Annotated in this window: 20 protein-coding genes; 12 read left to right on the forward strand and 8 right to left on the reverse strand. The window is 65.2% G+C overall.

Features of this window, described 5'->3' with window-relative positions:
• Position 1 precedes the first annotated feature (1 nt).
• A complete protein-coding gene (dgcA, locus tag AC1Q7F_RS22010; protein ID WP_492510684.1) occupies positions 2-1003 on the reverse strand; it encodes an N-acetyl-D-Glu racemase DgcA in 1002 nt (333 codons plus the stop codon).
• 165 nt (positions 1004-1168) lie between these two features.
• Between dgcA and AC1Q7F_RS22015 the strand changes: the two genes are divergently transcribed.
• Positions 1169-2008 (forward strand): hypothetical protein, encoded by an 840-nt coding sequence (locus tag AC1Q7F_RS22015; RefSeq protein ID WP_492510685.1) that lies wholly within the window; start codon positions 1169-1171, stop codon positions 2006-2008.
• Here AC1Q7F_RS22015 and AC1Q7F_RS22020 read toward each other — a convergent pair.
• Complete coding sequence (locus tag AC1Q7F_RS22020) at positions 1986-3347, reverse strand: CRTAC1 family protein (RefSeq protein WP_492510686.1); 1362 nt, start codon at positions 3345-3347, stop codon at positions 1986-1988. The genes AC1Q7F_RS22015 and AC1Q7F_RS22020 overlap by 23 nt on opposite strands.
• Before the next feature lie 382 nt (positions 3348-3729).
• Here AC1Q7F_RS22020 and AC1Q7F_RS22025 point away from each other — a divergent pair, with 382 nt between their 5' ends.
• From AC1Q7F_RS22025 to AC1Q7F_RS22040, 4 genes are all read left to right on the forward strand, one after another.
• Entirely contained in the window at positions 3730-4122 is a 393-nt protein-coding gene (locus AC1Q7F_RS22025) for a hypothetical protein (protein ID WP_492510687.1), read from the forward strand.
• Complete coding sequence (locus AC1Q7F_RS22030) at positions 4115-5401, forward strand: phospholipase effector Tle1 domain-containing protein (RefSeq protein ID WP_492510688.1); 1287 nt, start codon at positions 4115-4117, stop codon at positions 5399-5401. Before AC1Q7F_RS22025 ends, AC1Q7F_RS22030 begins: the two co-directional genes overlap by 8 nt.
• Before the next feature lie 106 nt (positions 5402-5507).
• Entirely contained in the window at positions 5508-6458 is a 951-nt protein-coding gene (locus AC1Q7F_RS22035) for a DUF2931 family protein (RefSeq protein WP_492510689.1), read from the forward strand.
• A 373-nt stretch (positions 6459-6831) separates the two neighbouring features.
• Positions 6832-8688: a ribonucleoside-diphosphate reductase subunit alpha gene (locus AC1Q7F_RS22040; protein ID WP_492510690.1), complete on the forward strand. Its 1857-nt coding sequence runs from the start codon at positions 6832-6834 to the stop codon at positions 8686-8688.
• A gap of 59 nt (positions 8689-8747) precedes the next feature.
• Here AC1Q7F_RS22040 and AC1Q7F_RS22045 read toward each other — a convergent pair whose 3' ends face one another.
• From AC1Q7F_RS22045 to AC1Q7F_RS22055, 3 genes are all read right to left on the reverse strand, one after another.
• The gene (locus AC1Q7F_RS22045) at positions 8748-11096 is read right to left on the reverse strand and encodes a hypothetical protein (RefSeq protein WP_492510691.1); all 2349 of its coding nucleotides are present in this window, start codon (positions 11094-11096) and stop codon (positions 8748-8750) included.
• A 373-nt stretch (positions 11097-11469) separates the two neighbouring features.
• Complete coding sequence (locus AC1Q7F_RS22050; protein WP_492510692.1) at positions 11470-12639, reverse strand: fumarylacetoacetate hydrolase family protein; 1170 nt, start codon at positions 12637-12639, stop codon at positions 11470-11472.
• A 37-nt stretch (positions 12640-12676) separates the two neighbouring features.
• On the reverse strand, positions 12677-13468 hold the full coding sequence (locus AC1Q7F_RS22055) for a MipA/OmpV family protein (protein WP_492510693.1): 792 nt from the start codon (positions 13466-13468) through the stop codon (positions 12677-12679).
• 172 nt (positions 13469-13640) lie between these two features.
• Here AC1Q7F_RS22055 and AC1Q7F_RS22060 point away from each other — a divergent pair, with 172 nt between their 5' ends.
• Positions 13641-14426 (forward strand): LytTR family DNA-binding domain-containing protein, encoded by a 786-nt coding sequence (locus AC1Q7F_RS22060; RefSeq protein ID WP_492510694.1) that lies wholly within the window; start codon positions 13641-13643, stop codon positions 14424-14426.
• Here the strand turns inward: AC1Q7F_RS22060 and AC1Q7F_RS22065 are convergent.
• Positions 14410-15192 (reverse strand): polysaccharide deacetylase family protein, encoded by a 783-nt coding sequence (locus AC1Q7F_RS22065; RefSeq protein WP_492510695.1) that lies wholly within the window; start codon positions 15190-15192, stop codon positions 14410-14412. The genes AC1Q7F_RS22060 and AC1Q7F_RS22065 overlap by 17 nt on opposite strands.
• A gap of 48 nt (positions 15193-15240) precedes the next feature.
• Positions 15241-16182, reverse strand: a complete 942-nt coding sequence (locus tag AC1Q7F_RS22070) for a nucleoside hydrolase (protein WP_492510696.1) — start codon at positions 16180-16182, stop codon at positions 15241-15243.
• Positions 16183-16265: 83 nt separating this feature from the next.
• Between AC1Q7F_RS22070 and AC1Q7F_RS22075 the strand changes: the two genes are divergently transcribed.
• From AC1Q7F_RS22075 to AC1Q7F_RS22100, 6 genes are all read left to right on the forward strand, one after another.
• A complete protein-coding gene (locus AC1Q7F_RS22075) occupies positions 16266-16874 on the forward strand; it encodes an HAD-IB family hydrolase (protein ID WP_492510697.1) in 609 nt (202 codons plus the stop codon).
• Between the two features lie 105 nt (positions 16875-16979).
• On the forward strand, positions 16980-17957 hold the full coding sequence (locus AC1Q7F_RS22080; protein WP_492510698.1) for a metal ABC transporter solute-binding protein, Zn/Mn family: 978 nt from the start codon (positions 16980-16982) through the stop codon (positions 17955-17957).
• Positions 17958-17969: 12 nt separating this feature from the next.
• Positions 17970-18755 carry a metal ABC transporter ATP-binding protein gene (locus tag AC1Q7F_RS22085; protein ID WP_492510699.1) on the forward strand — a complete coding sequence of 262 codons (786 nt, stop codon included), beginning with the start codon at positions 17970-17972 and terminating at the stop codon, positions 18753-18755.
• An 8-nt stretch (positions 18756-18763) separates the two neighbouring features.
• Positions 18764-19666 (forward strand): metal ABC transporter permease, encoded by a 903-nt coding sequence (locus AC1Q7F_RS22090; RefSeq protein ID WP_492510700.1) that lies wholly within the window; start codon positions 18764-18766, stop codon positions 19664-19666.
• On the forward strand, positions 19663-20619 hold the full coding sequence (locus tag AC1Q7F_RS22095) for a metal ABC transporter permease (protein WP_492510701.1): 957 nt from the start codon (positions 19663-19665) through the stop codon (positions 20617-20619). Before AC1Q7F_RS22090 ends, AC1Q7F_RS22095 begins: the two co-directional genes overlap by 4 nt.
• 75 nt (positions 20620-20694) lie before the next feature.
• Positions 20695-20967: a hypothetical protein gene (locus AC1Q7F_RS22100; RefSeq protein WP_492510702.1), complete on the forward strand. Its 273-nt coding sequence runs from the start codon at positions 20695-20697 to the stop codon at positions 20965-20967.
• Here AC1Q7F_RS22100 and AC1Q7F_RS22105 read toward each other — a convergent pair.
• Entirely contained in the window at positions 20942-22543 is a 1602-nt protein-coding gene (locus AC1Q7F_RS22105; protein ID WP_492510703.1) for a glycosyltransferase family protein, read from the reverse strand. The genes AC1Q7F_RS22100 and AC1Q7F_RS22105 overlap by 26 nt on opposite strands.
• Between the last annotated feature and the right edge of the window lie 81 nt (positions 22544-22624).

The following is a 22624-nucleotide window of genomic DNA, read 5'->3' on the forward strand; positions in this document are numbered from 1 at the left end:
CTCACCCCCACACACCGTCGGTCGGCCGCAGCAAGGCGCCCTCATAGACCAGCCCCGGTTCCCGGTCGCGGGCCAGCAGCAGCGGCCCGTCGAGGTCGACATAATCCGCCCCCTGGGCCAGCAGCAGGGCCGGGGCCATGGACAGCGAGGTTGCCACCATGCAGCCGACCATGACGTCCAGGCCCAGCGCCTGCGCCCGCGCCTTCACGGCCAGCGCCGCCGTCAGGCCGCCGGTCTTGTCCAGCTTGACATTGACCACGTCATAGCGCCGGGCCAGTTGCTCCAGCCCGTCGAGCCCATGGACGCTCTCGTCCGCGCCCAGGCGCACCGGGCTTTTGAACCCGTCCAGCGCCTGGTCGGCCCCGGCCGGCAAGGGTTGTTCGATCATCTCCACCCCCAGCCGGGCGAAGGCGTCGGGCAGGGTGGCCAGATCGTCGGGCGTCCAGCCCTCATTGGCATCCACGATCAATCGGCTGGCGGGTGCTGCCTCCCGCACGGCGGCCACGCGGTCCAGGTCGCCGCCATCGCCGGCCAGCTTCAGCTTCAGCAACGGCCGGGCCACGGCGCGGGCGGCGTCGGCCATGGCCTGGGGCGTGTCGATGGACAGGGTGAAGGCCGTCACCACGGGTTCCAGCGGCGCCAGACCGGCCAGGGTCCAGGCGGGATTGCCGCTGCGCCTAGCCTCCAGGTCCCACAGCGCGCAATCCAGCGCGTTGCGGGCCGCACCGGCCGGCAGGGCATTGGCCAGGGCCTTCCGCCCCATGCCACGGGCGAAGGCTTGCGCCATCGCTTCCATCGCAGCGGCCACACCCTCCACACTCTCGCCATAGCGGGCATAGGGCACGCATTCGCCGCGGCCCACATGCCCGTCCGCGTCGCGCAGTTCGGCCACCAGCACGGCCGCTTCGGTCTTGGACCCGCGCGAGATGCGGAAGGTGCCGCGGATGGGAAAGTGCTCCTGATGGACAGTCAGGATGGATGCTGGTGCGGGTGCGAAAGGCATCAAGGGCTCCGGCGGGGGCGTGCCGGTCTTTTCTACAGCAATGACAGGGGCTTGTCGAAGAAAGCGCCCCGTGACGCGACAGCACACCATTGCGGTCGCGCGGGAACAGCCCATGTGATAGACCGTTGCCCCAACGTCCCACGCTTTGCGGAAACCGGGTCCCCGATGAATTTCAGAGACGCCTGGCGCGAATCACTGGCGATCTATCTGCTGCTTCTGTCCGATCCAGGCCGCGTGCTGCGCTTCGCCGGCGCGCCGGCTTTGGTGCTGGCCGTGCTGGGTCTGGCCCAGATGACGCGGGCGCAGGGCGATGGCAGCGGCGGCACCCTGCTGCTGTTCCTGTCCGTGCTGGGCATGGTCTGGGGTCTGGGCCTGTGGACCGTGCGCTGGAGCCGCTTCCTGCTGCTGGGGGAGGACAAGGCCCAGTTCTGGGACATGCCGTTCGACGGGCGGAACTGGCGGGTGGGCGGCATCATGCTGTCCATGGTGCTGCTGTCGGCGCTCGCCTCCATCCTGCCGGCCTCGGTGGTGATGACCCTGCTGGCCAGTGTCACCGGCCACCGGCTGGCCACCAATCCCAGCCAGGGGCCGGCCGACGCCGCGGCATTGGCATCGGCCATGCCCGACTGGTTCTTCCTGACCACATACATCGTCATCACGCTGATGACCCTGTGGCCCGTGGCGCGGCTGGGGCCGGCCATCGGGTCGGTGGTGCAGGACGGCAAGTTCGTGATGGGCGCCAGCTGGAAGGCCACGTCGCATATGGGCGGCCTGCCGCCGCTGTTCGCGCTGATCCTGGTGAACCTGCCCTTGCAGGCGCCGGCCGCCTTCTTCTGGCTGACAGGGGTGCAGGATGGCAGCATCGTGCTGCTGGTCCTGGCCAATATCCTGCTGTCCGTCACCCATCCGCTGGTGACGGCGATGACGGCCCTGCTCTGGGCCCGCATCTATGGCGTGGCCATCGGCCCCGAGGCGCCGCCGGTCATCGCGCGGGATGAGGAATGACCAGGGTGCGACAGGTGCCCGGCGCGTCGATGCGCGTGACCGCCCCGTCGGGCCAGCGCACCTCCACCCTGTCCACCTTCTGCGCCCGTCCCAGCCCGAAATGGGCCACCGGCTCCATCTGACAGAGATAACCTGACCCGGCACAGATGGCCCGCATCTGCATCCGGTCGCCCGCCCATAGCCGGACCAGGGCACCGCGCGCCGGGGCACCGGCCGCCGTCAGCGGCCGGATGCGCAGCCAATGGTGGCCGCGGGGTTCGCCGATGAACAGCGACAAAGGCTGTGGCGCCTGTTCGCCATGGGCCACCAGCAGTTCCAGCTGCCCGTCCCCGTCCAGATCGGCCACAGCCGCCCCGGTGCCAAAGCCGCCGGGCAGGGCCGCTTCGCCGATATCGATCTGGGTCCAGCGATCGTCGCGCCAGCCGAACAGGCGGTTGGGCTCCCCCAGATTGTTGATGAAGATTTCCTCGTACCCGTCATTGTCGAAATCGGCGGCGATGACGGTGCGGGCGCGCGAGGATCGGGCCAGTTCCGGCGGTGCCATGTCGGCAAAGCCGCCGCCCGCCTGGTGCTGGAACAGCCGGTGTGGCCCTTCCCAGTTGGCCAGCATGATGTCGAACCCGCTTTCACCCTGGACCAGGGCCATGCCGCGGGCCGGCTGGGCGGTGTCGCCCAGGCCCAGCGCGTCCGCGATCTCCACGAACTGCCCGTCGCCCTGGTTCTGGAAAAACAGGTTGGGCCCGATCTCGTTGCCCGCGAAGATGTCGGGCCGGTCGCCCAGGATGGGGGCGGCCAGCAGCGACCGGCCGCCGGTGATGGCGTCCAGCCCCACCTCGTCCGCGACATCGACGATGCGGCCGCGCGCCCCCATCTCGTAAAGCCGCATGGGCCCGCCATAATTGGCCACGATGAAGCCGTAACGGCCCGTACCCGCCCGATCAATGACGGCGACGGACCGTCCCGCGAAGCGGTTAGCGGCGGCGAAATTCTCCGACAGTGCGAACAGGTCGATCCAGCGGTCCCCGAAACAGGCCAGCAGCCGGTCCGTCACCTGCTTCGGCCCGGAAAACCCGTCGCTGTTCAGGATATAGACCTCTTCGCGCCCGTCGCCGTCGATATCGCCGCAGGCCAGTCCGATGGCCCGGCGCCCGTCATCGGCGATCAGCGGCGGCGCGATGTCCACCAGCCCCTGCCCGCCCCATTTCAGCACGCGGTTGGGCCCGCCATAACCGGCGACGATGATCTCATCCTGGCCATCGCCATCGATATCGGCGACCGCGACGCCATAATTCAGCGCGGGCAGGTTGCCGGCAATCAGGTTGGAGCATTCGATGAACATCCGGCCCCCGCGCGTAAGCCATTTTCCCGATGATCGTCGCCGATCACCGGCCTCAGGCGCCGGCGCCCACATCCGTGGGCCTGGCTACGCCGCACATGCGGCGCGGCGGCAATCGCCGCCGAACCAGCCCCTGGGCTGGTATGGCTGTCGTCCCGGCACCGGAACGACTTCAATGAATAGCCCGGACCGGGGAAACGGGCAAGGCGGCGGACTGTGACGTTTAAGAGAGACCTGTCTGCTGGCTGCACCAGCCCTTCAATGAAGGAAAAGAATATACCAATGCCGATTACAAGTTAAATTATTATTCCGTAAAATCAAATGAATATTGATCAAATTATACGACTGATACAATTTATCAACGCATGACGTCAGGAGCCTCCGGATGCTCGCCATCGGTACCAAACACATGAATATACTAGAAAGCAGATTTGAAGAGTATTTCCAGACCGGTGCCATTCGGGAGCTGAAAACCTACGCCACCCGGAAGGGCATCACTCATTCGGATGCGGAGATTACAAAGGTTGCGCAAACCTTGTGGCACCTGTGCCGACGGTCGGGCATCGCCCGCCGTGATCATATTCAATCTCTGATGGAGAGCGTCCTGGACAGGGACTTGCTTGGCCGGATCGCGGACGCTCCCGATGCGCAGTTGCCCGGGAAAGGGCATTCGGAACCGACCCGCATAAGCCTCTATCTGCACGAACTGGCAAACCCGCCCCGGCCCTGGATCCGGCTGCCCGAAGGCGACGCCATCATGGGGTATTATCATGGCTGAAGCTCCATGGTCGAACAGCATCTGCAATTGCAGCCAGGCCCCAGTTCAAAGCAGAATAAAGTGGAAATTTCGAATTAGTGTATATTTTGATGGAACTGGAAATAATAAAATAAATATAGATGATAGAAAATCAGGAAAATCAACAAATGAAGACGATAGTTATTTGGCAGAATATAGCAATGTATCCCGCCTTTTTGATAATTTCCGTAATCACAAGGGCGTTGATTACACCTTTCGAATCTATATCGACGGCATCGGCACCACAAGAAGCCAGGATGACAACACGCGGGGTTATGCGACAGGGACTGGAGACACGGGCATCGAAGCGCGCGTGAAGGAGGCGGTAAAGGAAGTCATTGACCAGATCAAGAAGCGCGGGGATTCGGACATCGACTATGTCCATCTCGATGTGTTCGGATTCAGCCGTGGTGCCGCAGCGGCCAGGCATTTCGTCCAGCAAATCGTCAAAGCACAGGAAGGGAGCCTTCATGAGCGCCTGACGAGAGAGGGATTGAGCGTGGGGGCCGTCGCGGTCAAGTTCCTGGGACTGTTCGATACGGTATCCTCCTTTGGCTTAGATCTCGATTTCGACGATGATGTGAAACAGCTCGGCCTGAATGAAATCTCCACAGCCGCTGCCGTCGTACAGCTTGCGGCAGCGGAGGAGTATCGGGCGAAATTCGCGCTCACCGATATCCGCTCCGTATCGCATGGCATCGAAATCCTTCTACCGGGAGCCCATTCCGATGTCGGCGGAGGCTATAATGACTTGGATAACGAAGAAGACTGGATAGTATTCGATAGCAAGGGCCATTTCGCTACACCGCGGACCAGACGTGAAGCCCACGACAACGATAAAAAATGGTTCACCGAGCGCGGGTGGTACACCGACTGCCAGCTCGAGGTTTCCGATTTTTCATCCACCAATACCGCGAACAGAGCCGGCATCAGCAACAAATACAGCTTCATACCGTTGCTTCTCATGCAGGCGTTCGCCGCTCAAAACGGATCACAGCACACCCCCGACATGAAGGAGAAGAAGTTCGTCGTGCCCGACGACCTTCACTGGTTATGGCAAAGGGTTGAGGGATATCCAACAGGCCGGCAAGCCGGCACCTGTGCGGATTGGCGCAACGACCAGTCGCCGGAAATGCGTGCGCTGCGCGGGAAATATCTGCACTTCTCCGCCCGATATACGTTGATCGGAGCACACAAACCCCGCTGGTCGGACGGAGGCCCCATCAAGGGCTATCGGGAACGGCAGGTCCATGCGGGATGACGGCCACCCTGAACCATCGCTGCGGCGACGGGAGGTATTGGCGCGCTGGGTGACGGCTTGCGCTGCGCTGCTGATGCTGCCGGCATGCAAGGAAGGGAAGCAGAAGATGGAAGCTTTCGCCTGGCGGGCAACCGAGTCCGCCCACAAGGCCTATCCGGTTTTCATCGTCCGGGCCCGGCTAACCGGCCCGGGCGACATGACCGTGCGCGTGCCGGACAATTGCGATGCCAACAATGGCTGGGGCGAACTGGGTGCCACCATCATATCCGGGGATCACCGGAAGCCCTTGCCGTTAAGGCTGGAAGCCGTCTGGTTCTCCTATGCCGAGAACAGATTCTTCAATGGCAATGTCGAATTGCCCCTGGAACGGATGCAGTCGCTGTTCCGTCAGCCGCTTCCACCCGACAAGCTCGGCAGGCCCACCTCTTTCGACCAGTTGATCGTCGGTTTCGGATTGGATGGACATCTTTCGGTCTGGGCGGACGGGCCGGGCTTCACGGTGGAGGTGGCGGCCTTCCAGGTTCCGGCCGCCGATCTGGAATGGCGGCTGGTCCTGGATAATCCGCGGGTGCCGCGCGAGGACCATGTCCGGGACATCCTGACCGAGCTGCTGGCCCCCGGCGACCTGGACCGGCTTACCCGCAAGGGAGTGCCGCCACGCCTGTTCGATCATTTTCGCCGGCGTCATCCCTGGACCTTCGTCACCGCCGGTCCGATCACCCTGCTCCAGATCATCGTGCGCTACACCAATGGCGAGCGGGAAACGCTGCCGGTGACGGCGGCCGATACGCTCCCCGGCTCCGGGCGCCCCGCCCCCTTGTCGATGATCGTCACCTGGACGCTGGACCGCACGCGGTACCGGGCTTCGGTGCGGCTGGATGAGGGGGAGACCCTGGCCGCTTTCGACCATATGGCCCAGATGTCGGGCGGCGCTGCGTTCAACCTGATCGTGGAGGCCGGGGAGTTGGGGACGACCTTGAACCTGATCCTGGCAGGACCACAGCATCGCTACCAGTTCGAGCGTGTGTCGTTGGAAATATCCGCCGCGCCACTCTGACCCCCCACAATGGATGGTATGACCACCATCCAGAATCATCCAGCATGGCTGGAGACGGCGGCGTGCCACGGTCAATCGGTCGGCAGGGCTCGCACTCTTGTCCGCTCCTCACTGAGGTTCACCAGAAAAGGCACGGGACTGCGCGCTAGTCCGCCAATACGCCTCCGTCAAGCCGCGCGCGACGCATGCCTAGGACGCGTAGCTCCCTCCCCTTGGAATGGCTGACGTCAAGCCTATTCATGATGGACAGGGCGGAATTTTCCGCCTTGTGGCGAACACGGGATTTGGTACGATCCGTCCCCTAGCCAACAAGATATAGTGTTCTGTGGGCAGTTATCCACAGCCGGGGCACTGGGGAAAACGGGGATAAGTCATGCGCGATGGTGAAGTGAACGAGTGGAACCCGCAGGGTGCCGACCTATTCGGCCAGATCCAGATGCGCAAACATGCGCCGGTCACTGTGGATCACTCCCGCAACGAGCTGCTGACGGCGTTCGGCAAGGCCACGCTGGATGACCGGTACCTGATGCCGGGGGAGACCTACCAGGACCTGTTCGCCCGCGTCGCCAGCTATTATTCCGACGACCCTGCGCATGCCCAGCGCCTCTATGACTATATCTCCCGTCTCTGGTTCATGCCGGCCACCCCGGTCCTGTCGAATGGCGGCACCGTCCGCGGCCTGCCGATCTCCTGCTTCCTGAACGAGGCCACCGACAGCCTGGAAGGCATTGTCGGCCTGTGGAACGAGAATGTCTGGCTGGCCGCCAAGGGCGGCGGCATCGGTTCCTATTGGGGCAATCTGCGTTCCATCGGCGAGCAGGTGAAGGATAGCGGCAAGACCAGCGGCGTCATCCCCTTCATCCGCGTCATGGACAGCCTCACACTGGCCATCTCGCAAGGGTCTTTGCGCCGGGGTTCGGCCGCCTGCTACCTGCCGGTCAGCCACCCCGAGATCGAGGAATTCATCGAGATGCGCCGCCCCACCGGTGGCGATCCGAACCGCAAGGCGCTGAACCTGCACCATGGCATCGCCATCCCCGACGCGTTCATGCGCGCGGTGGAGGGGGATGAGGAATGGGCGCTGACCAGCCCCAAGGATGGCAAGATTCTGCGCCGCATCAAGGCGCGTGACCTGTGGATCCGCATCCTGACGGCGCGCATGGAGACGGGTGAGCCCTATCTGCTGTTCATTGACCATGTGAACCGGGCCATCCCGGAACATCACAAGCTGGCCGGCCTGACGGTGAAGATGTCCAACCTGTGCAGCGAGATCACGCTGCCCACCGGCATGGACCCGTGGGGCAAGCAGCGCACGGCCGTGTGCTGCCTGTCGTCGCTGAACCTGGAAAACTTCCTGGAATGGCAGGACCATCCGACCTTCATCGAAGACACGATGCGCTTCCTCGACAATGTCATGACCGACTTCATCGAGAAGGCGCCGGATGACATGGTCAAGGCTAAGTATTCCGCCATGCGCGAGCGGTCGGTGGGTCTGGGCGTCATGGGCTTCCACAGCTTCCTGCAGGGCCAGATGATCCCGATCGAGGGCGTGATGGCCAAGGTCTGGAACAAGCGGATGTTCGCCCATATCAAGCGCCAAGCCGACGCCGCCTCGGTCAAGCTGGCGCATGAGCGCGGGCCCTGCCCTGATGCCGCCGAATATGGGGTTATGGAGCGTTTCTCCAACAAGATCGCCATCGCGCCCACGGCCAGCATCTCCATCATCACCGGCGGTGCCTCGCCCGGCATTGAGCCGGTGGCCGCCAACGCCTATACGCACAAGACCCTGTCGGGCAGCCATTCGGTGCGCAACCCGTATCTGGAGAGCCTGCTGGCGGAGAAGGGCCGCAATGACGAGGATACCTGGTCGGAGATCACCCTGAACAGCGGGTCGGTCCAGCACCTGGACTTCCTGACCCAGGATGAGAAGGACGTGTTCAAGACGGCGTTCGAGCTGGATCAGCGCTGGCTGATCGAACATGCCGCCGACCGCACGCCGTTCGTCTGCCAGAGCCAGTCGCTGAACGTCTTCCTGCCGGCCGACGTGCATAAGCGCGACCTGCACCAGATCCACATGATGGCCTGGAAGAAGGGCGTGAAGAGCCTGTACTACCTGCGCTCCATGTCGGTGCAGCGCGCCGAGAGCAACGCCACCAAGGAGATCGGCAAGGCCAAGGCCGCCCCGATGGCGGAGACCAACAAGTATGAGGAATGTTTGGCCTGCCAGTAAACGGCCAAGTCTGGTTGAGGTAGAAAGGCGGGCAGCGATGCCCGCCATTTTTGTCATCCTCAGGTCAGCGACGAGATCGTGAAGGTGACAGCGGTCGGGAAGCTGCTGCCATAATTGATGTTGGTCGAGAAGCCGCCCTGATCATCGAACGGATAGCCATAGGCCAGGCCATTGATGCTGATGCCGCTGGTCGGGTCAGCGGTGGCGTTCTGGTGCAGGAAAGCCGAGTAGAGGTTGGATGGAACATAGGTGGCACCGCCGGCACCGTTCCAGGATGGATAAAAGATGTAGGGCGCCCCGCTGGTCGGCTGGGTGACCGACACGTTCTGATCCGTGAAGGATTGCGCCATGCTGGCGGCGCTGTTGGCGACCGTCCCGACCAGAATGATCGTTCCATCGGCACCCTGACGATAGATGTTCGCCTGACTGTAAAGGGCGGCCGGCAGCGGCCCCCAGGCCAGGGACACGGCCGACGGTGCCGCCAGCGTGATGGTCTGCCCCCAGGTCAATGCCGTTTCCGCGCCATTGTTGAGCAGGGCCGACAGGTAATAGGTGTAGGTGCCGGCCGGAACCGCATTCGCCTGCGCCGCCGCTTGCGGCGCCTGTGAGAAGGCGTAGAGGCAGGTATATTGCTGCGGCCCCAGCTTGAACCCATAGCCGGTGGCGACGCCGCGGTTCAATGCGGAGACGATCACATTCTCGATATTGGTCAGGGCATTTGCGGCCAGAAGCGTGAAACCCTGGGCCAGGGCGTCAGGATCGTTGGGGGTTGCAAATGTCCCGGCGCAGCCGAAGACCATCTGGCTGGGATCATTGACGGCATTGTTCATCCAGGCAGGGGCGGGGGACAGGGAGTAGTTCGATGTCGCCATGTCGGTCAGGGTGGCCGGCAGATTGACCGACCCCAGGCCCGTGTTGCCGATAAAATACGGGAAATAGATGTTCACCACCGCGCCCTGGTATTCGCCCGCGACCAGACCCGTGCCGCCGGCCGGGGCACTGGAATAATCATTGGGGTCGTAGGCATTGCCCACCAGCTGCAGGGCCAGATAGGCCTGGGTGCCGTCGCCCCATTGCCATGTCGCGGCGATGGGCTTCGCATTGCCGCTGTCATCGATATAGGTGCTGGTGGTGATCGGCTGGCCCTCATTCGGCCAGACCCACTGGACATTGCCGGTCCACAGCGTACCGTTGGCACCACCCGCCTGGTTGAACTGGTAAAGCTGGAACCCGTTCTGCATGTAGTAGGCGAAGAAATCGCGCAGCGGTTGGTCGAACCAGGTGGAAAGCGCGCTGAACCCGTAGGAGGAGGTCGCCGGCACCTGCGTGCCCGTGGTCAGCGCGCTGTCGACATAGACACAGTTGGTCAGCTTGTTCCACGCACTGATCGACTGGCTGGTGATCAGCTTGTAGTCGCTGGTCTGCGTCGGCGCCGGCGGGGGCGTACCGGGCTCCAGCGCCGGGACGGGGGCGCGATAGAGATTGATGGTCGTGGCCGTGGGATTGACCGGCACATAGGGCCCGGGGCTGGTGCCATTGAGCCAGCCGATCGAAATATGCGACGCCGCCGGCTGTCCGCTCGCGCTCAACAGGAAGCCGCCATAGACACCCTGCGGGTTCGGCACCGTCTCCCCCGTGGGGGAACCTTCGCAGACCAGATAGAAATAGCTGTTATCGGCGGCAAAGGGATCGGAGGTGCCCGGCGCGCCACCTGGGGCCAGATAGCTGGGCGAAACCGGGGCGGTGACCGCCTGCAACACATCCTGCGGCGCCACCAGACGCAGTTGCGTGCCCGCCGATGACTGGCCCAGCACCAGACATTCATGGAACGGGCTGCCGGCGGGGAAGCTGTCGGCAAAACTGCTGAACAGCGTGGCCTGGGGCACCGAACTGCCGATACTGGCCATGGGGAACGGGACGCTGCCGGTGCTGGCCACGGTATAGGTGAAGGCAACCTGGTCGATATTGGAAATGTCGATATCGAGAATGGCGCCGCTGCCCGTGGCCGGCGTCGCATAGGTGAATTCGAAGATGCTGAACACATCATCGGGATTGGTGCCCAGGGTGGGCGAAGCCGGGGTGCCGTTGGTGACGGGAATGCCGCTGGCCCCGCCGATGAACAAGGCGACCACGCCGGACTGCACCTGCTGGCTTGCCGGCAAACTCACCTCATAGCTTGTGGCGCCGCCAGCCGCCGCCGGCACCGTGAACAGCGGTGCCGTATATTGCCCGTTGGCGCTGGCGGGAAACTGGACATAGGCGCTGGTGGTGAAATCCCAGTAGAGCCAGTTGGAACTGCTGGGATCCTGCCCATAAATGGCGATTTCGAACCCCGCCGCCATCACATCGGCCGGAATCGCGAAGGTCCAAGACGGGAATGCCGCCGTGGATGCCGGTTCATCGGTCATTTTGACCTCCCATTGGCATGAAGATATGACTTAGGCGCATTTTGCGCCAAATTGATATACCACTAATTCTCGTAATAATGGATGCGAAATGATTAAGGGTGGTCCGTTGATCGGGATGTGAAAGCCCCCGGGCCCATCGGCATGCACCACCCCCTGCTGGTCGGACCCGCCGCCCATCCCAACGCCACGGCCCATCGACGAGAACTCACCGGGATACGGAATCGGCCCACCTGACAGGTGCGAGTCGTCGGGTCAGAGGGGGTGTGTCGCAGGACAACCGCACCCTTCCAAAGCGCCTCATTGAGGGGGTCAGCGCCCCGTGACGTCGCCATGGCGGTCCCCTGCCCCACCCGGGGACCGCTATGGTGTGCGTTCATCTGGTCACCGGCGCCTCGGCACCGATAACCGTATTGCCGATCACTCCCAGCCGGTCCGCATGCATCACCACCCGTTGGCCAGGCTGAAGATAGTGACCGGCGGCCAGCGCCTCGGCGATGGTGCGCTCCACCAGCCGGTCGCGCCAGGATGGCCAGTGCCAGGGCGCGAACAGCGTCTCCATCACCCCGATGAAAGTCTGCCGCACACTTGGCGGGCGGAACACCACACCGTCGGTCGTACCGGACAGGATGATCGTGCGAGCCGGGATGGTACCGCCGCTGTCGATGGGCAGGGCGGCGGGTCCGCCCTCCGCGGCCCAGGACAGATGCGCTCTGGCCCGGCTCTCCTCCAGCATCCGATCCAACTGCCAGACCATGTCGCGCGGTCGCGCCACCTGCCGCAGCCCGCCATCCACGAAAAGCTGGAGACGCAGGTCGGCGTAGAAGCGGCGCAGGTCGCGCGGTATGACCAGCAGATTGCCCACCGGCATATAGCCCGTCTGGCTTTTCGCGTCGGTGAATCCGTCGCCGGATTCCGGGTCCAGCAGGTTGACCCGGCGCAGCAGCACGGCACGGTCGCTGTAATCGGCGGCCAGGATCAGGCCCATGGTGCGAGGCTCGTTGTTCGCCGACAGGTCGCTCAGGGCCACGAAGCCCAGTTCCACCTCGTAATCCAGCAGACCGTCGCCCGCCGGCACTGTCGCATCCCACCGATCAGCCCGCGACAGCTTGGGGAACAGGAACGGTTCCTCCATGTCGGCCTCATGTTTGTGCGCGGGATAATTGACGCCGATGGCGATCTGGCTGGCGGTACCGTCGAACGGCTGCACCAGGGCGGTGGCCGGCACCCGCACGAAAGGCCCGGTCAGGGCGGCCACCCCGTCATGGCCCTGTTCATTGAACAGGCTGATCGGGTCACTGCCACCGGGCAGCAGCGTGCCCGCCACCATGCCATCGACATAATGCTCGACCAGCATCAGGTTCAGCACCTCTCCATCCCGGTAGCGGGCGAAGGTCAGGGCGCTGTCGCGCGATGCGATAGCGACATTCTCATCCAGGCCGGGCGTCATGGTCTGCTGATACAGCCGCTCCGGCGGTGGTTCCATCCCGCCATAGGCCAGCGCCCAGAGCAAGAACAGGCCGGCAACGGGTGCGGTCAGCGCCATGCGCCGGACCCGGTTTCGGTTCGTCTGCATCATGGCGTCAGAACCGGTAGGAAAGGGCGAGGCCGGCCAGGCCCTGGTGGCGGGAGCCTTCATCCTTGACGATGGGGCTGTCGGCCGCGTCGCCCAGCAGGTAATCGTAGGAAACACGGCCCATCACGCCCCAGTTCTGGTCGAACTGGTATCCGACTGTGGCACCAAGCCCGATATCACGCAGGCCCGATCCGGGACGGTATGCCGCCAGCCCGCTGCGCCCGGCCTCTGCCGCCGTGATGCCGAAGAAGGTGCGATTGTAGGAGGCGTCGGCGTAGGTGGCCTGCGCATCCAGGTTCACGAACCATTGCTGGCGCCGGAGTGCGGCATAGGACAGTTCGGCCGTCAGTACCATGCCCTCATGCACGTCCGACACATCGAACAGGGCGGTCAGGTCGATCCCCACCTCCCCCTGACCATACTGGTTGCCGCCGAAGCGCACGCCGACGAAACCGCCGGCATCCAGGCCGCTGTCGATCTTGTCCAGCCTGGCCACGGGTTTGCTGTCCACATCATCGTCGCGGCCCATATCGACGCTGATCACCGGGCCGGCATAGAGGCCGGGCACCAGTTCCATGCCGGCCCGCGCCGTCAGGCCCGCCATTTCGAACAGATAGGGCCCCTTCTCCAGGTTCACGACGGCGAACGGGATGGGCTCCACCTTATCAGCCCCGGTATATTCCGGCTTCAGGCCCCCACCCAGGGCAACAACGCCCGACCATTGCGGGGCCTCCTGCCCCGCCACAGCGGGCGCGAAGATCAGGCAGGCGGCGGACAGGCACAGGATCGGTATACGCATCGACATTCTCACGAGGATCGGGAACACCGCCGGACATGGGGTGCCTTTCCGGGTTAGGGGGACGGTGCGGACGCGGCGACCGCTTCTACGCCCTTACGCCGTTAAGTTCGTGAATTCGCGGGGCCGGCATGATAGGGATCGAGCCGTTTGCGCGATTTCGCGGATGTGCTTGATGCCTGGAAATATGCAGCGGATATCGGCGGAACTGGGGCTGTCGGTCTTGCTGGCCCTGGCGCTGGCTGTCATGGGGCCGTTCGGCACGTTCGAGCGCGGGCTGCTGCTGTCGCTAGGGTATTGGATCTCCGTCACCGCCTGCTGGGCCGGATTGACGGCACTCGCCCGGTCAGTGCTGGCCCGCCACCGCCCCGGTCTGGCGCGGATACCGTCCCTGGGCCTGCGGGTGCTGCTGGCCACATTTCCCATGATGCTGGTGGTGACACTGGCCAACCAGGCCATGGGCTTCGACTGGCAGCCGACGCCGGATGAACTGGCGGGGCTGTTTGGGCAGATCCTGCTGGTCGGCACCGGGTTGAGCTTCCTGACCGACACGCTGCTGGATGGGTTCGCGGCGCGGGCGCCGGCGCCGGCAGCGATGCCCGACATCCTGCCGGATGCCGCCCCGCCATCAGCGGGAACAGGCGATGGGCTGCAGGAGAAGCTGCCCGCATCCATCCGTGGCCCCATCCTGTGCCTGGAGATGGAGGATCATTATGTCCGCATCCATACCACGCAGGGATCGGCCCTGGTGCTGATGCGGATGATTGATGCCGTGGCGCAGGCACCGGAGGGGCTGCGCGTCCACCGGTCCTGGTGGGTGGCGGCGGATGCCGTGCGGCAGGTGGCCAAGCGCGGCCGCACCGTGCAGCTGGACCTGCAGAACGGCTTGGCCGTGCCGGTGTCCCAGCCCTATCTGAAGGCAGCGACCGATCGGTTCGGGCAGCCTACGGCTGCCCCGTAAGCCTGCTCATCACCTCATCGAAGGTGGCCACCCAGACCTCTTTGCGATGGGCGGCCAGATAATCCACCAGTTGCTGGTGCGCCTGGGCCGTGGTGATTGAATAATCCCCGCCCACACCATGGAACCCGATGACGCCCAGCCCGCCGCGGATGCGCACCTCTTCGACGAAAGCGATCAATTCCGCACCGGTGACCGTCTCGGCGAAAAAGGTAGAGGGGACGTTGAACGGATCAACCTCCCCCGGCGTCTTTGCCGGCGGGGCAATGCCGCGCGCAAAGCGCACCAGCCCGGCCCCGCGCAACGCCTCCACATAGTCCTGTCCCCTGCCGACCAGCTTCTGGCCGCAGGGCATGGCGAAGGTACGGGCCGTCCGGCCATCGATGGCATGCAACAGGGTGTTCTGCACGCGGATCTCGGTCAGCATGTCACCGACCTGATAGGATTCGGCATTCTGGTGGTCCGGCATCGGGAAGGTACCGCGCGCACAGGGATGCAGGACGGTGTGATTGCCCAATTCATGCCCCCGCGCCGCGGCCGCCCGCCAGCCGGGAACCAGCCTCTGATCAAAGATGGCGGACAGGAAGAAGGTGCCTTTCAGGCCGGCCTTGTCCAACTGCGGGATGGCCACGTCCAGATGCGACGGCAAGGCATCGTCATAGGTCAGGACGATGGCGGCCTGATGGCCATCGGGCCAGTTCCAGGCCGGTGCGGCCAACACCGGCACCACACCCAGCAAGGCCGCGATCAGTGCCCAGATCCGTTTCATGTCCGCCCCCTCCATCCAGGGGCGGAATTATCCACCAACCGACCGGTTTTACAACCGCGCCAGCCGGTCCAGCAGCAAGTCGAAGAACCCGTCGGCATCGGCATTGAGCATGTAATGCACATTCTTCGGCCGGCCGGTGATGCACCAGCGGTCGACCACGGTCTGGCCGATGGTCAGGGCCGACGCCGTCTCCACCTCCACATTCACCTGTTTGCCCTGGAACAGGTTGGGCTTGATCAGCCAGGCGATGACGCAGGGATCATGCAGGGGGCCGCCATCGGTGCCATATTTCGCCTCGTCATACTGACGATAGAAATCCAGCATCTCATAGGTCACCCGGCCCACCGCGCCGGGGATGGCACGCACCTGATCCATGCGGGCCTGGGTGGTCAGCACCTGATGCGTGACGTCCATGGGGAACATGACGATATCCACCCCGGATTTCAGCACAATCTGCGCCGCGTGCGGATCGACGAAGATGTTGAATTCCGCCACCGGGCTGCTGTTGCCGCCTTCGAACTGCGCACCCCCCATCAGCACGATGCGCCGGATGCGGGCCGCGATGTCGGGGGCTTTGGTCAGGGCCGTGGCGATGTTGGTCAGGGGGCCCAGGGGACACAGGGTCACCGTGCCCGCCGGCTCGGTCCGCAGCGTGCCGATGATGAAATCGACCGCATGCTGCGCCTGCAACGGCATGGTGGGCGGGGGCAGGTCCGGACCGTCCAGGCCGGTATCGCCATGCACCTCCGGGGCCGTATGTAGATCCAGGAACAAAGGCCGGTCGCAGCCGGCATAGACCTTGATGTCCGGCCGGCCCGCCAGTTCGCAGATCTTGCGGGCATTGATCTCTGTGTGGGCCAGCGGCGCGTTGCCGGCCACCGCTGTCACCCCCAGCACCTCGATCTCGTCGGGCGAGGCGAAGGCCAGCAGCATGGCGACGGCATCGTCCTGGCCGGGATCGGTGTCGATGATGATCTTTTCGCGCAGCATAACCGGTCTCCCTCACTGAATGCCCGTCACATAGCGGGAAAAATCTTGAGCGGGAAGACCCACCCCTGTTTTATGCCGTCACCATGACGCGACGCATCGCCATCTTCGATTTCGACGGCACCCTGGTGGGGGGCGACAGCCTGTTGCCCTATCTGGGCCGGGTGGCGGGGCGTATGCGGTCGGGCCTGGTCTTCGCCCGCGCCATCCGGGCGGGGCTGATGGGTGCCGGCGCCAATCCCGATGATGATCTGCGCACCCGCATCAAGAGCGGGATGCTGCACCGGGCGCTGAAGGGCGTGCCACTTGAGGTGGCGCAAGCCGCGGCGGAACGGATGCGACCGTGGCCGCGCTGGCACGCCCCGACGCTCGACACCCTGAAGCGCCATGCCGATGCCGGCGATATGGTGGTGGTCGCCACCGGCGGCCTGTCGCTCTATATCCCGATCCTGCTGGATGGGCTGCCCGTCCACCGCATCCTGGCCACCGAGATGGAGGTGCGGGACAATGTTCTGACCGGCCATATGCAGGGCGGCAATTGCGTGCGGGCGGAAAAGGCCCGGCGCGTGGCGGCCCTGTTGCATGAGCTGGGTCCGTTCGACGAGACGCACGGATATGGCAACCGCCCATCCGACCTGCCCTTTCTGGCGCTGATGAGCCATCCCACGGTGATTCCCACCGTGCCCAGGACGTGATCTTGCGATAGAAGGATCACAGGACTTTGCCTTGCCCCGGCCCGGAAAGCGCTTATATGCTGGTGCGATACAGAGTTTGGAATGATTCCAGAAAGCCCTGATCCCGTGCCCACAGCCGCCGCCACCCCTTCCCGCCGCACCCTGATTGCCCTGGCCGGCGCCGGTATGCTGTCGGCCGCACTGCCGGTCCGGGCGGCGGACAGGCCGGTGCTGCAGGCGACCACGGGCCAGGTGGCAGAATTGCTGCGCGCCGTGGCGGGCGATACGGCGACGATTTCCAGCCTGATGGGCGAAGGTATCGATCCGCACAGCTACAAGCTGACAAGGTCCGACACGGTGGCCCTGATGAAGGCCGATGCCGTGTTCCATTCCGGCCTGTTCCTGGAAGGCAAGATGGCTGAAATGCTGGAGAAGATGACCGCCAGCGGCAAGCCGGTGCATGAGGCCGCCTCTGCCCTGCCCAAGGACAGGCTGATCCATCCGGAAGGGGCCGATGCCCATCCCGACCCGCATGTGTGGATGGACCCCACACTGTGGCGCCTGGCCCTGCTGGGCGTGCGCGACAAGCTGTCCGCGCTCTACCCCGCCAATGCCGTGCTCCATGCCGCCAATGCCGACAAGGCCGCGAAGGATTATGAGGCGCTGAACGCCTATGCCGGCAAGGTGCTGGGCAGCGTGCCGGAACGGTCCCGCGTTCTGGTTACCGCGCATGACGCTTTCTCCTATCTGGGCCGCGCCTATGGGCTGCAGGTCGTGGGCATCCAGGGGATCAGCACCGAATCCGAAGCCGGGCTGCAGCGCATCGAAAGCATGGTCAGCCTGCTGGTCGATCGCAAGATTCCGGCGGTTTTTGTCGAAACCTCCGTATCCGACCGCAATATCCAGGCGTTGGTACAGGGGGCGGCAGCGCGCGGGCACAAGGTGTCCATCGGCGGATCGCTCTATTCCGATGCCATGGGTTCGCCCGGCACCTATGAAGGGACCTATGTCGGCATGATCGACCATAACGTCACCACCATCGCCCTGGCCCTGGGCGGCACCGTACCGGCCGGCGGGTTCCAGGGCCGGCTAGCCGCGCGGTAAGGGACGGACACTATGCTGCAACGTCTGCTGACCGATAATTTCATCCCCAGCGCCGATGCCGGCGTCGGGGCCCTGTCGGTGACCGGCCTGTCGGTCGCGTACCATCAACGGCTGGTGCTGCGCGATGTCACCTGGACCGCCCCGGCCCAGGGATTGGTGGCGGTGGTCGGGCCCAACGGGGCCGGCAAGTCCACCTTCCTGAAGGCCGTGCTGGGTCTGGTGCCGGCCCTGACCGGCACCATTGAGGTCTATGGCCGCCCGCTGAAGCGCCAGCGTGCCCTGATCGGCTATGTGCCGCAGCGCGAATCGGTGGATTGGGACTTCCCCGTCAGTGCCCTGGATGTGGTGACCATGGGCCGTTACGGCCTGATCGGCTGGGGCCGGCGCATCACGGGCAAACACAAGGCCGCCGCCATGCAGGCGCTGGACCGGGTGGGCATGGCTGATTATGCCAACCGCCAGATCGGGCAATTGTCGGGTGGGCAGCAGCAGCGGGTATTCCTGGCGCGTGCGCTGGCCCAGGAAGCGCGCCTTTATTTCATGGATGAGCCGCTGGCCGGGGTGGACGCCGCCACGGAACAGACCATCCTGGCCGTGCTGCGGGAGTTGGATGCGGAGGGCCGTACCGTCATCTGCGTGCATCATGACCTTCAGACGGTGGCCGAGACCTTCGACCATGTGCTGATGCTGAATGGCGGGCTGGTCGCCGCCGGCCCGGTGCGCGAGGCGCTGACCGAGGAAAATCTGCGCCGCGCCTATGGCCAGCGGGCCAGCGGCCTGCTGTTGGCGCCGCGTTGATCATGGAGATGGTGGGACATAACACCCTGGTCGTGCTGGGCGGGGCCACGGCCCTGGGACTGGCCGCCGGCATGGTCGGCTGTTTCATGGTGCTGCGCCGCCGCGCCCTGGTCAGCGACGCCCTGTCCCATGCCACCCTGCCCGGCATCGTCACCGCCTTCCTGGTCGGCATCGCGCTGGGGATCGAGGGCCGGTCCCTGCCGCTGCTGCTGACCGGTGCCGCGATCAGCGGTGCCCTTTCCGTCGCCGCCATCCAGGCCATCAAGCGCTGGACACGGTTGACGGAGGATGCGGCCATCGGTGCCGTGCTGTCGGTGTTCTTCGGGGCCGGCGTCGTGCTGCTGTCGGTGGTGCAGGAACTGCCTGCCGCCAATGCCGCCGGGCTGAAGGGCTTCATCTTCGGCCAGACTGCGGCGATGCGCACAGGCGAAGCGCTGGGCCTGGGCGGTCTGGCCCTGCTGGCGGCGCTGATGGTCTGGATATTCTTCAAGGAATTCCGCCTGCTGGCCTTTGATGAGGGCTTTGCCCGCGCGTCGGGCTGGCCCACCGGCCGCGTCGATCTGGCCCTGATGGCGCTGGTCACGCTGGTCACCGTGGTGGGCTTGCAGACGGTGGGGCTGGTGCTGATCATCGCCCTGCTGATCACGCCGGCCGCCACGGCGCGGTTCTGGACCGATGATCTGGCCCGCATGCTGGTCATCGCCGGCTTTGTCGGCGCGGCGTCGGGCGGCATCGGCGCCCTGCTGTCGGCCCGTTTCGCCGATCTGCCGGCCGGGGCCATCATCGTGCTGGTGGCCACCTTGTTCTTCTTCGTCAGTCTGATCGTCGCACCCGCGCGCGGGTTGCTGAGCCGGGAACTGCGTCGCGCCCGGATGAAGAAGGCCCTGCTGGCCGGGGAGCTGGCGCCATGAATATCGATGCCGTCACCTTCCTGTCCGTTGATCTGCCGGCCTTGCTGGCGGCCCTGTTCGCGTGCCTGTCCTGCGCGCTGGTCGGCAATTTCCTGGTGCTGCGGCGGCAAAGCCTGATGGGCGATGCCATTTCCCATGCCGTGCTGCCCGGCATCGTGGCGGGGTTCCTGGTGGCGGGCACCCGCGATACTTTCCCCATGATCGCCGGCGCCCTGACCGCTGCCTTGATCGCCGGCGGCATGATCGAGCTGGTGCGCCGCCTGGGGCGGGTGGAGGCCGGGGCCGCCATGGGCGTGGTGTTCACCGGCCTGTTCGCGCTGGGCGTCGTGCTGATCGAGCAGGGGCCGGCGCGGCAGGTGGATCTGGATGCCGATTGCGTGCTGTACGGGCAGCTGGAGGCCATCCTGTGGCTCACCCCCGGCGGCTGGGCCGATCTGGCCGATCCCAGCATCTGGGCCACCCTGCCAAGGCAGGTTTTGCAGCTGATCGCGGTCTTTGCCTTCTGCCTGGTCATCATCCTGGCCTTCTTCAAGGAATTCACCCTGGTCAGCTTCGATCCCGGCCTGGCCAACACGCTGGGCCTGAAAAGTGGGCTGGTGCAGCATGTGATCGTGGCATTGGCCGCCTTGGCCGCCATCGCCTCGTTCGAGGCGGTGGGATCGATCCTGGTCATCGCCATGCTGATCTGCCCTGCTGCCACGGCCCGGCTTTATACCGACCGGATGGCGCCGCAGCTGGGCCTGTCCTTGCTGATCGGCGGGGTGACGGGCATCGGCGGCTATGGCCTGGGCGCCTTTGGGCCGGGGCTGCTGGGCTTTGATGGTGCCGTCAGTGCCGCCGGCAGCATCGCCGTGCTGGCGGGTGTCATCCTGGGGCTTTCCATCCTGCTGGCGCCGCGCTATGGCGTCATCGCCCGCAATACCAGGCGGGTGATGCAGGGAGCGCCCGCGTGAATAAGGTTCATGTTCCCTCATGCGCCGGGCGGGCAGTCACCGGCCTGTATAGGCATGAGTAGAAAGCTCATGCCCATGGAACTGTCCTATGTGGTGCTGGGCGTGACGCCGGCGATTGCGGCCGCCTGCCGGACGTTGGCCGCCCAAGGCGGCTGCTTCACCATCATGGGAACCGACCAGGATGCCGGCCACCGCCTGACGCTGGAGCTGAATACCGGCAGCCGGGGCCGCGCCGTGTTCATCCCCGGCGACCCGCAGGATGAAGCCGACCGGGCCGAGGCGTTGATGGAGAATGCCCGCTGCTGGCCCGACCAGACGCCCCTTATCCTGTCGCCCGCATCGCCTTGACCCCGTCCAGGATCTGGGCAAGCATCACCTGACGCGAGGAGATGTCGGCAAAGCGGGCGCGGGCCTTGGCCTGCTGATCGGCACGGTGGGCGGGGTCATCGGCAAAGCGCCGGGCGGCATCCGCGAAATCCGCCAGTCGCGCCAGATGGAAGCCGGCACCCGCCACCGTCGCCACATCGCCCAAACCCAGCGTATAGGCCGGCACACCCGTCGCCAGCGCATAGGCCGCCGACGCCCCGCCCCCGCCACGCGGCGGGTTCAGATACAGGTCGCAGGCCGGCAGGATCGACAGCACGTCGGGGTCATAGCCATGGGCGCGCGACCGGGCGGCCAGATGCGGCAGCCCGGCGCACAGGGCCCCATACCCCTCCAGCTTGCCCACGAACAGGAAAAACAGCCGCGGTTCCGCCTGGATCAACGCGTCCAGGGTGCGGACGACATCCGCCGTCACCTCCTGCTCCAGCCGCAGGCCGATCAGGGCGGTGACAATGGCATCCCCCGGCAGCCCCAGCTCGTCACGGGTGCGCGGTGTACCGGTTTTGGGCAGTTCATAGGCGTAATGGATGGGGATGACCTGCGCCGCCCCCAGCCCGGCCACGGCCAGCGCCTCGCCATCCCCCGCCGCCAGCTGGCGCGGCAGGGCGACATAACGCGGCGCCGCCATCGGCAGATAGGTGCCGAACGGCACGGACACCACGTCCAGCAGGCCGCGGCACAGATCGGCCACCGGGTTCAGGGTGCCGAAGGACAGCACCAGATCGGGCTTCAGGGCCAGGATGCGGTCGCGCGTGGCGGCCGCCATCTCCGGGTCGGTGAAGCCCGGCGGCAGGTGGATGAAGGGCACCGGCTGCCGGTTGATCACCAACTGCGTCTGCGCAACCAGCCCCTCATCCACGCTGCCGGTGAAGCGGCCCAGATAGGGATAATGCACGCCCGACGGGCCGTCAGCGGTATTGACCAGCACAACCCGCCGGCCGAAACGCAGCACCAGCCTGGACACGAAATCCAGCGTGTCGAGGGAGGGCTGGTGCATGCCGCGCATGAACTGCCCGACCATCAGCACAACCAGATCGCGCTGCCGCTCCGCCGGGGCCACCGGCGCACGCACCGGCATCTGCGCGCGATACCGGTCCAGGATCAGATGCCAGAGCCGACGCAGGGCCAGGTCGTGGGCCCCGGCATCGATCAGCCGCATGCGGTTGCTCCAGACGGCAAAGACCAGGGCGCGCAGGATATAATCGGCCTGGGCCAGACTGTGGCGGGGTGCGGGGCTTTCCAGATCATCAATCAACGCCATGATCGCGGCGGTGGGCGCCGCCCCGTCCAGCAACAGGCTGGCGCGCAGCAGATGCCCCATCACCCGTTCACGCCGGTTGCGCGGGGCCGGCAGCCCGTCCAGCATCGCCGCCGGTCCGGCCGGATCGGCCCCGGCGGCCACCAAGGCCCCGATCCGTTCCACCAAATCCTGGGCACGGGCCCAGCGGCCGGCATCGAACAGCGCCTCCTCCAGCCCTGCCGACAGGTCCTGCCGCAGGGCGGCTGTCAGCGCTGCCAGTTCCGCCTCACCCGTCGCCACCTTGATCGCCCTCAGTCACCTTAATCGCGGCGCGGATCATAGCGGCCCGGCCCCGGAAATGGAAACGCCCGGCGCGGAGGC

The organism is Niveispirillum sp. GW835-FHT14G11, assembly GCF_058793615.1.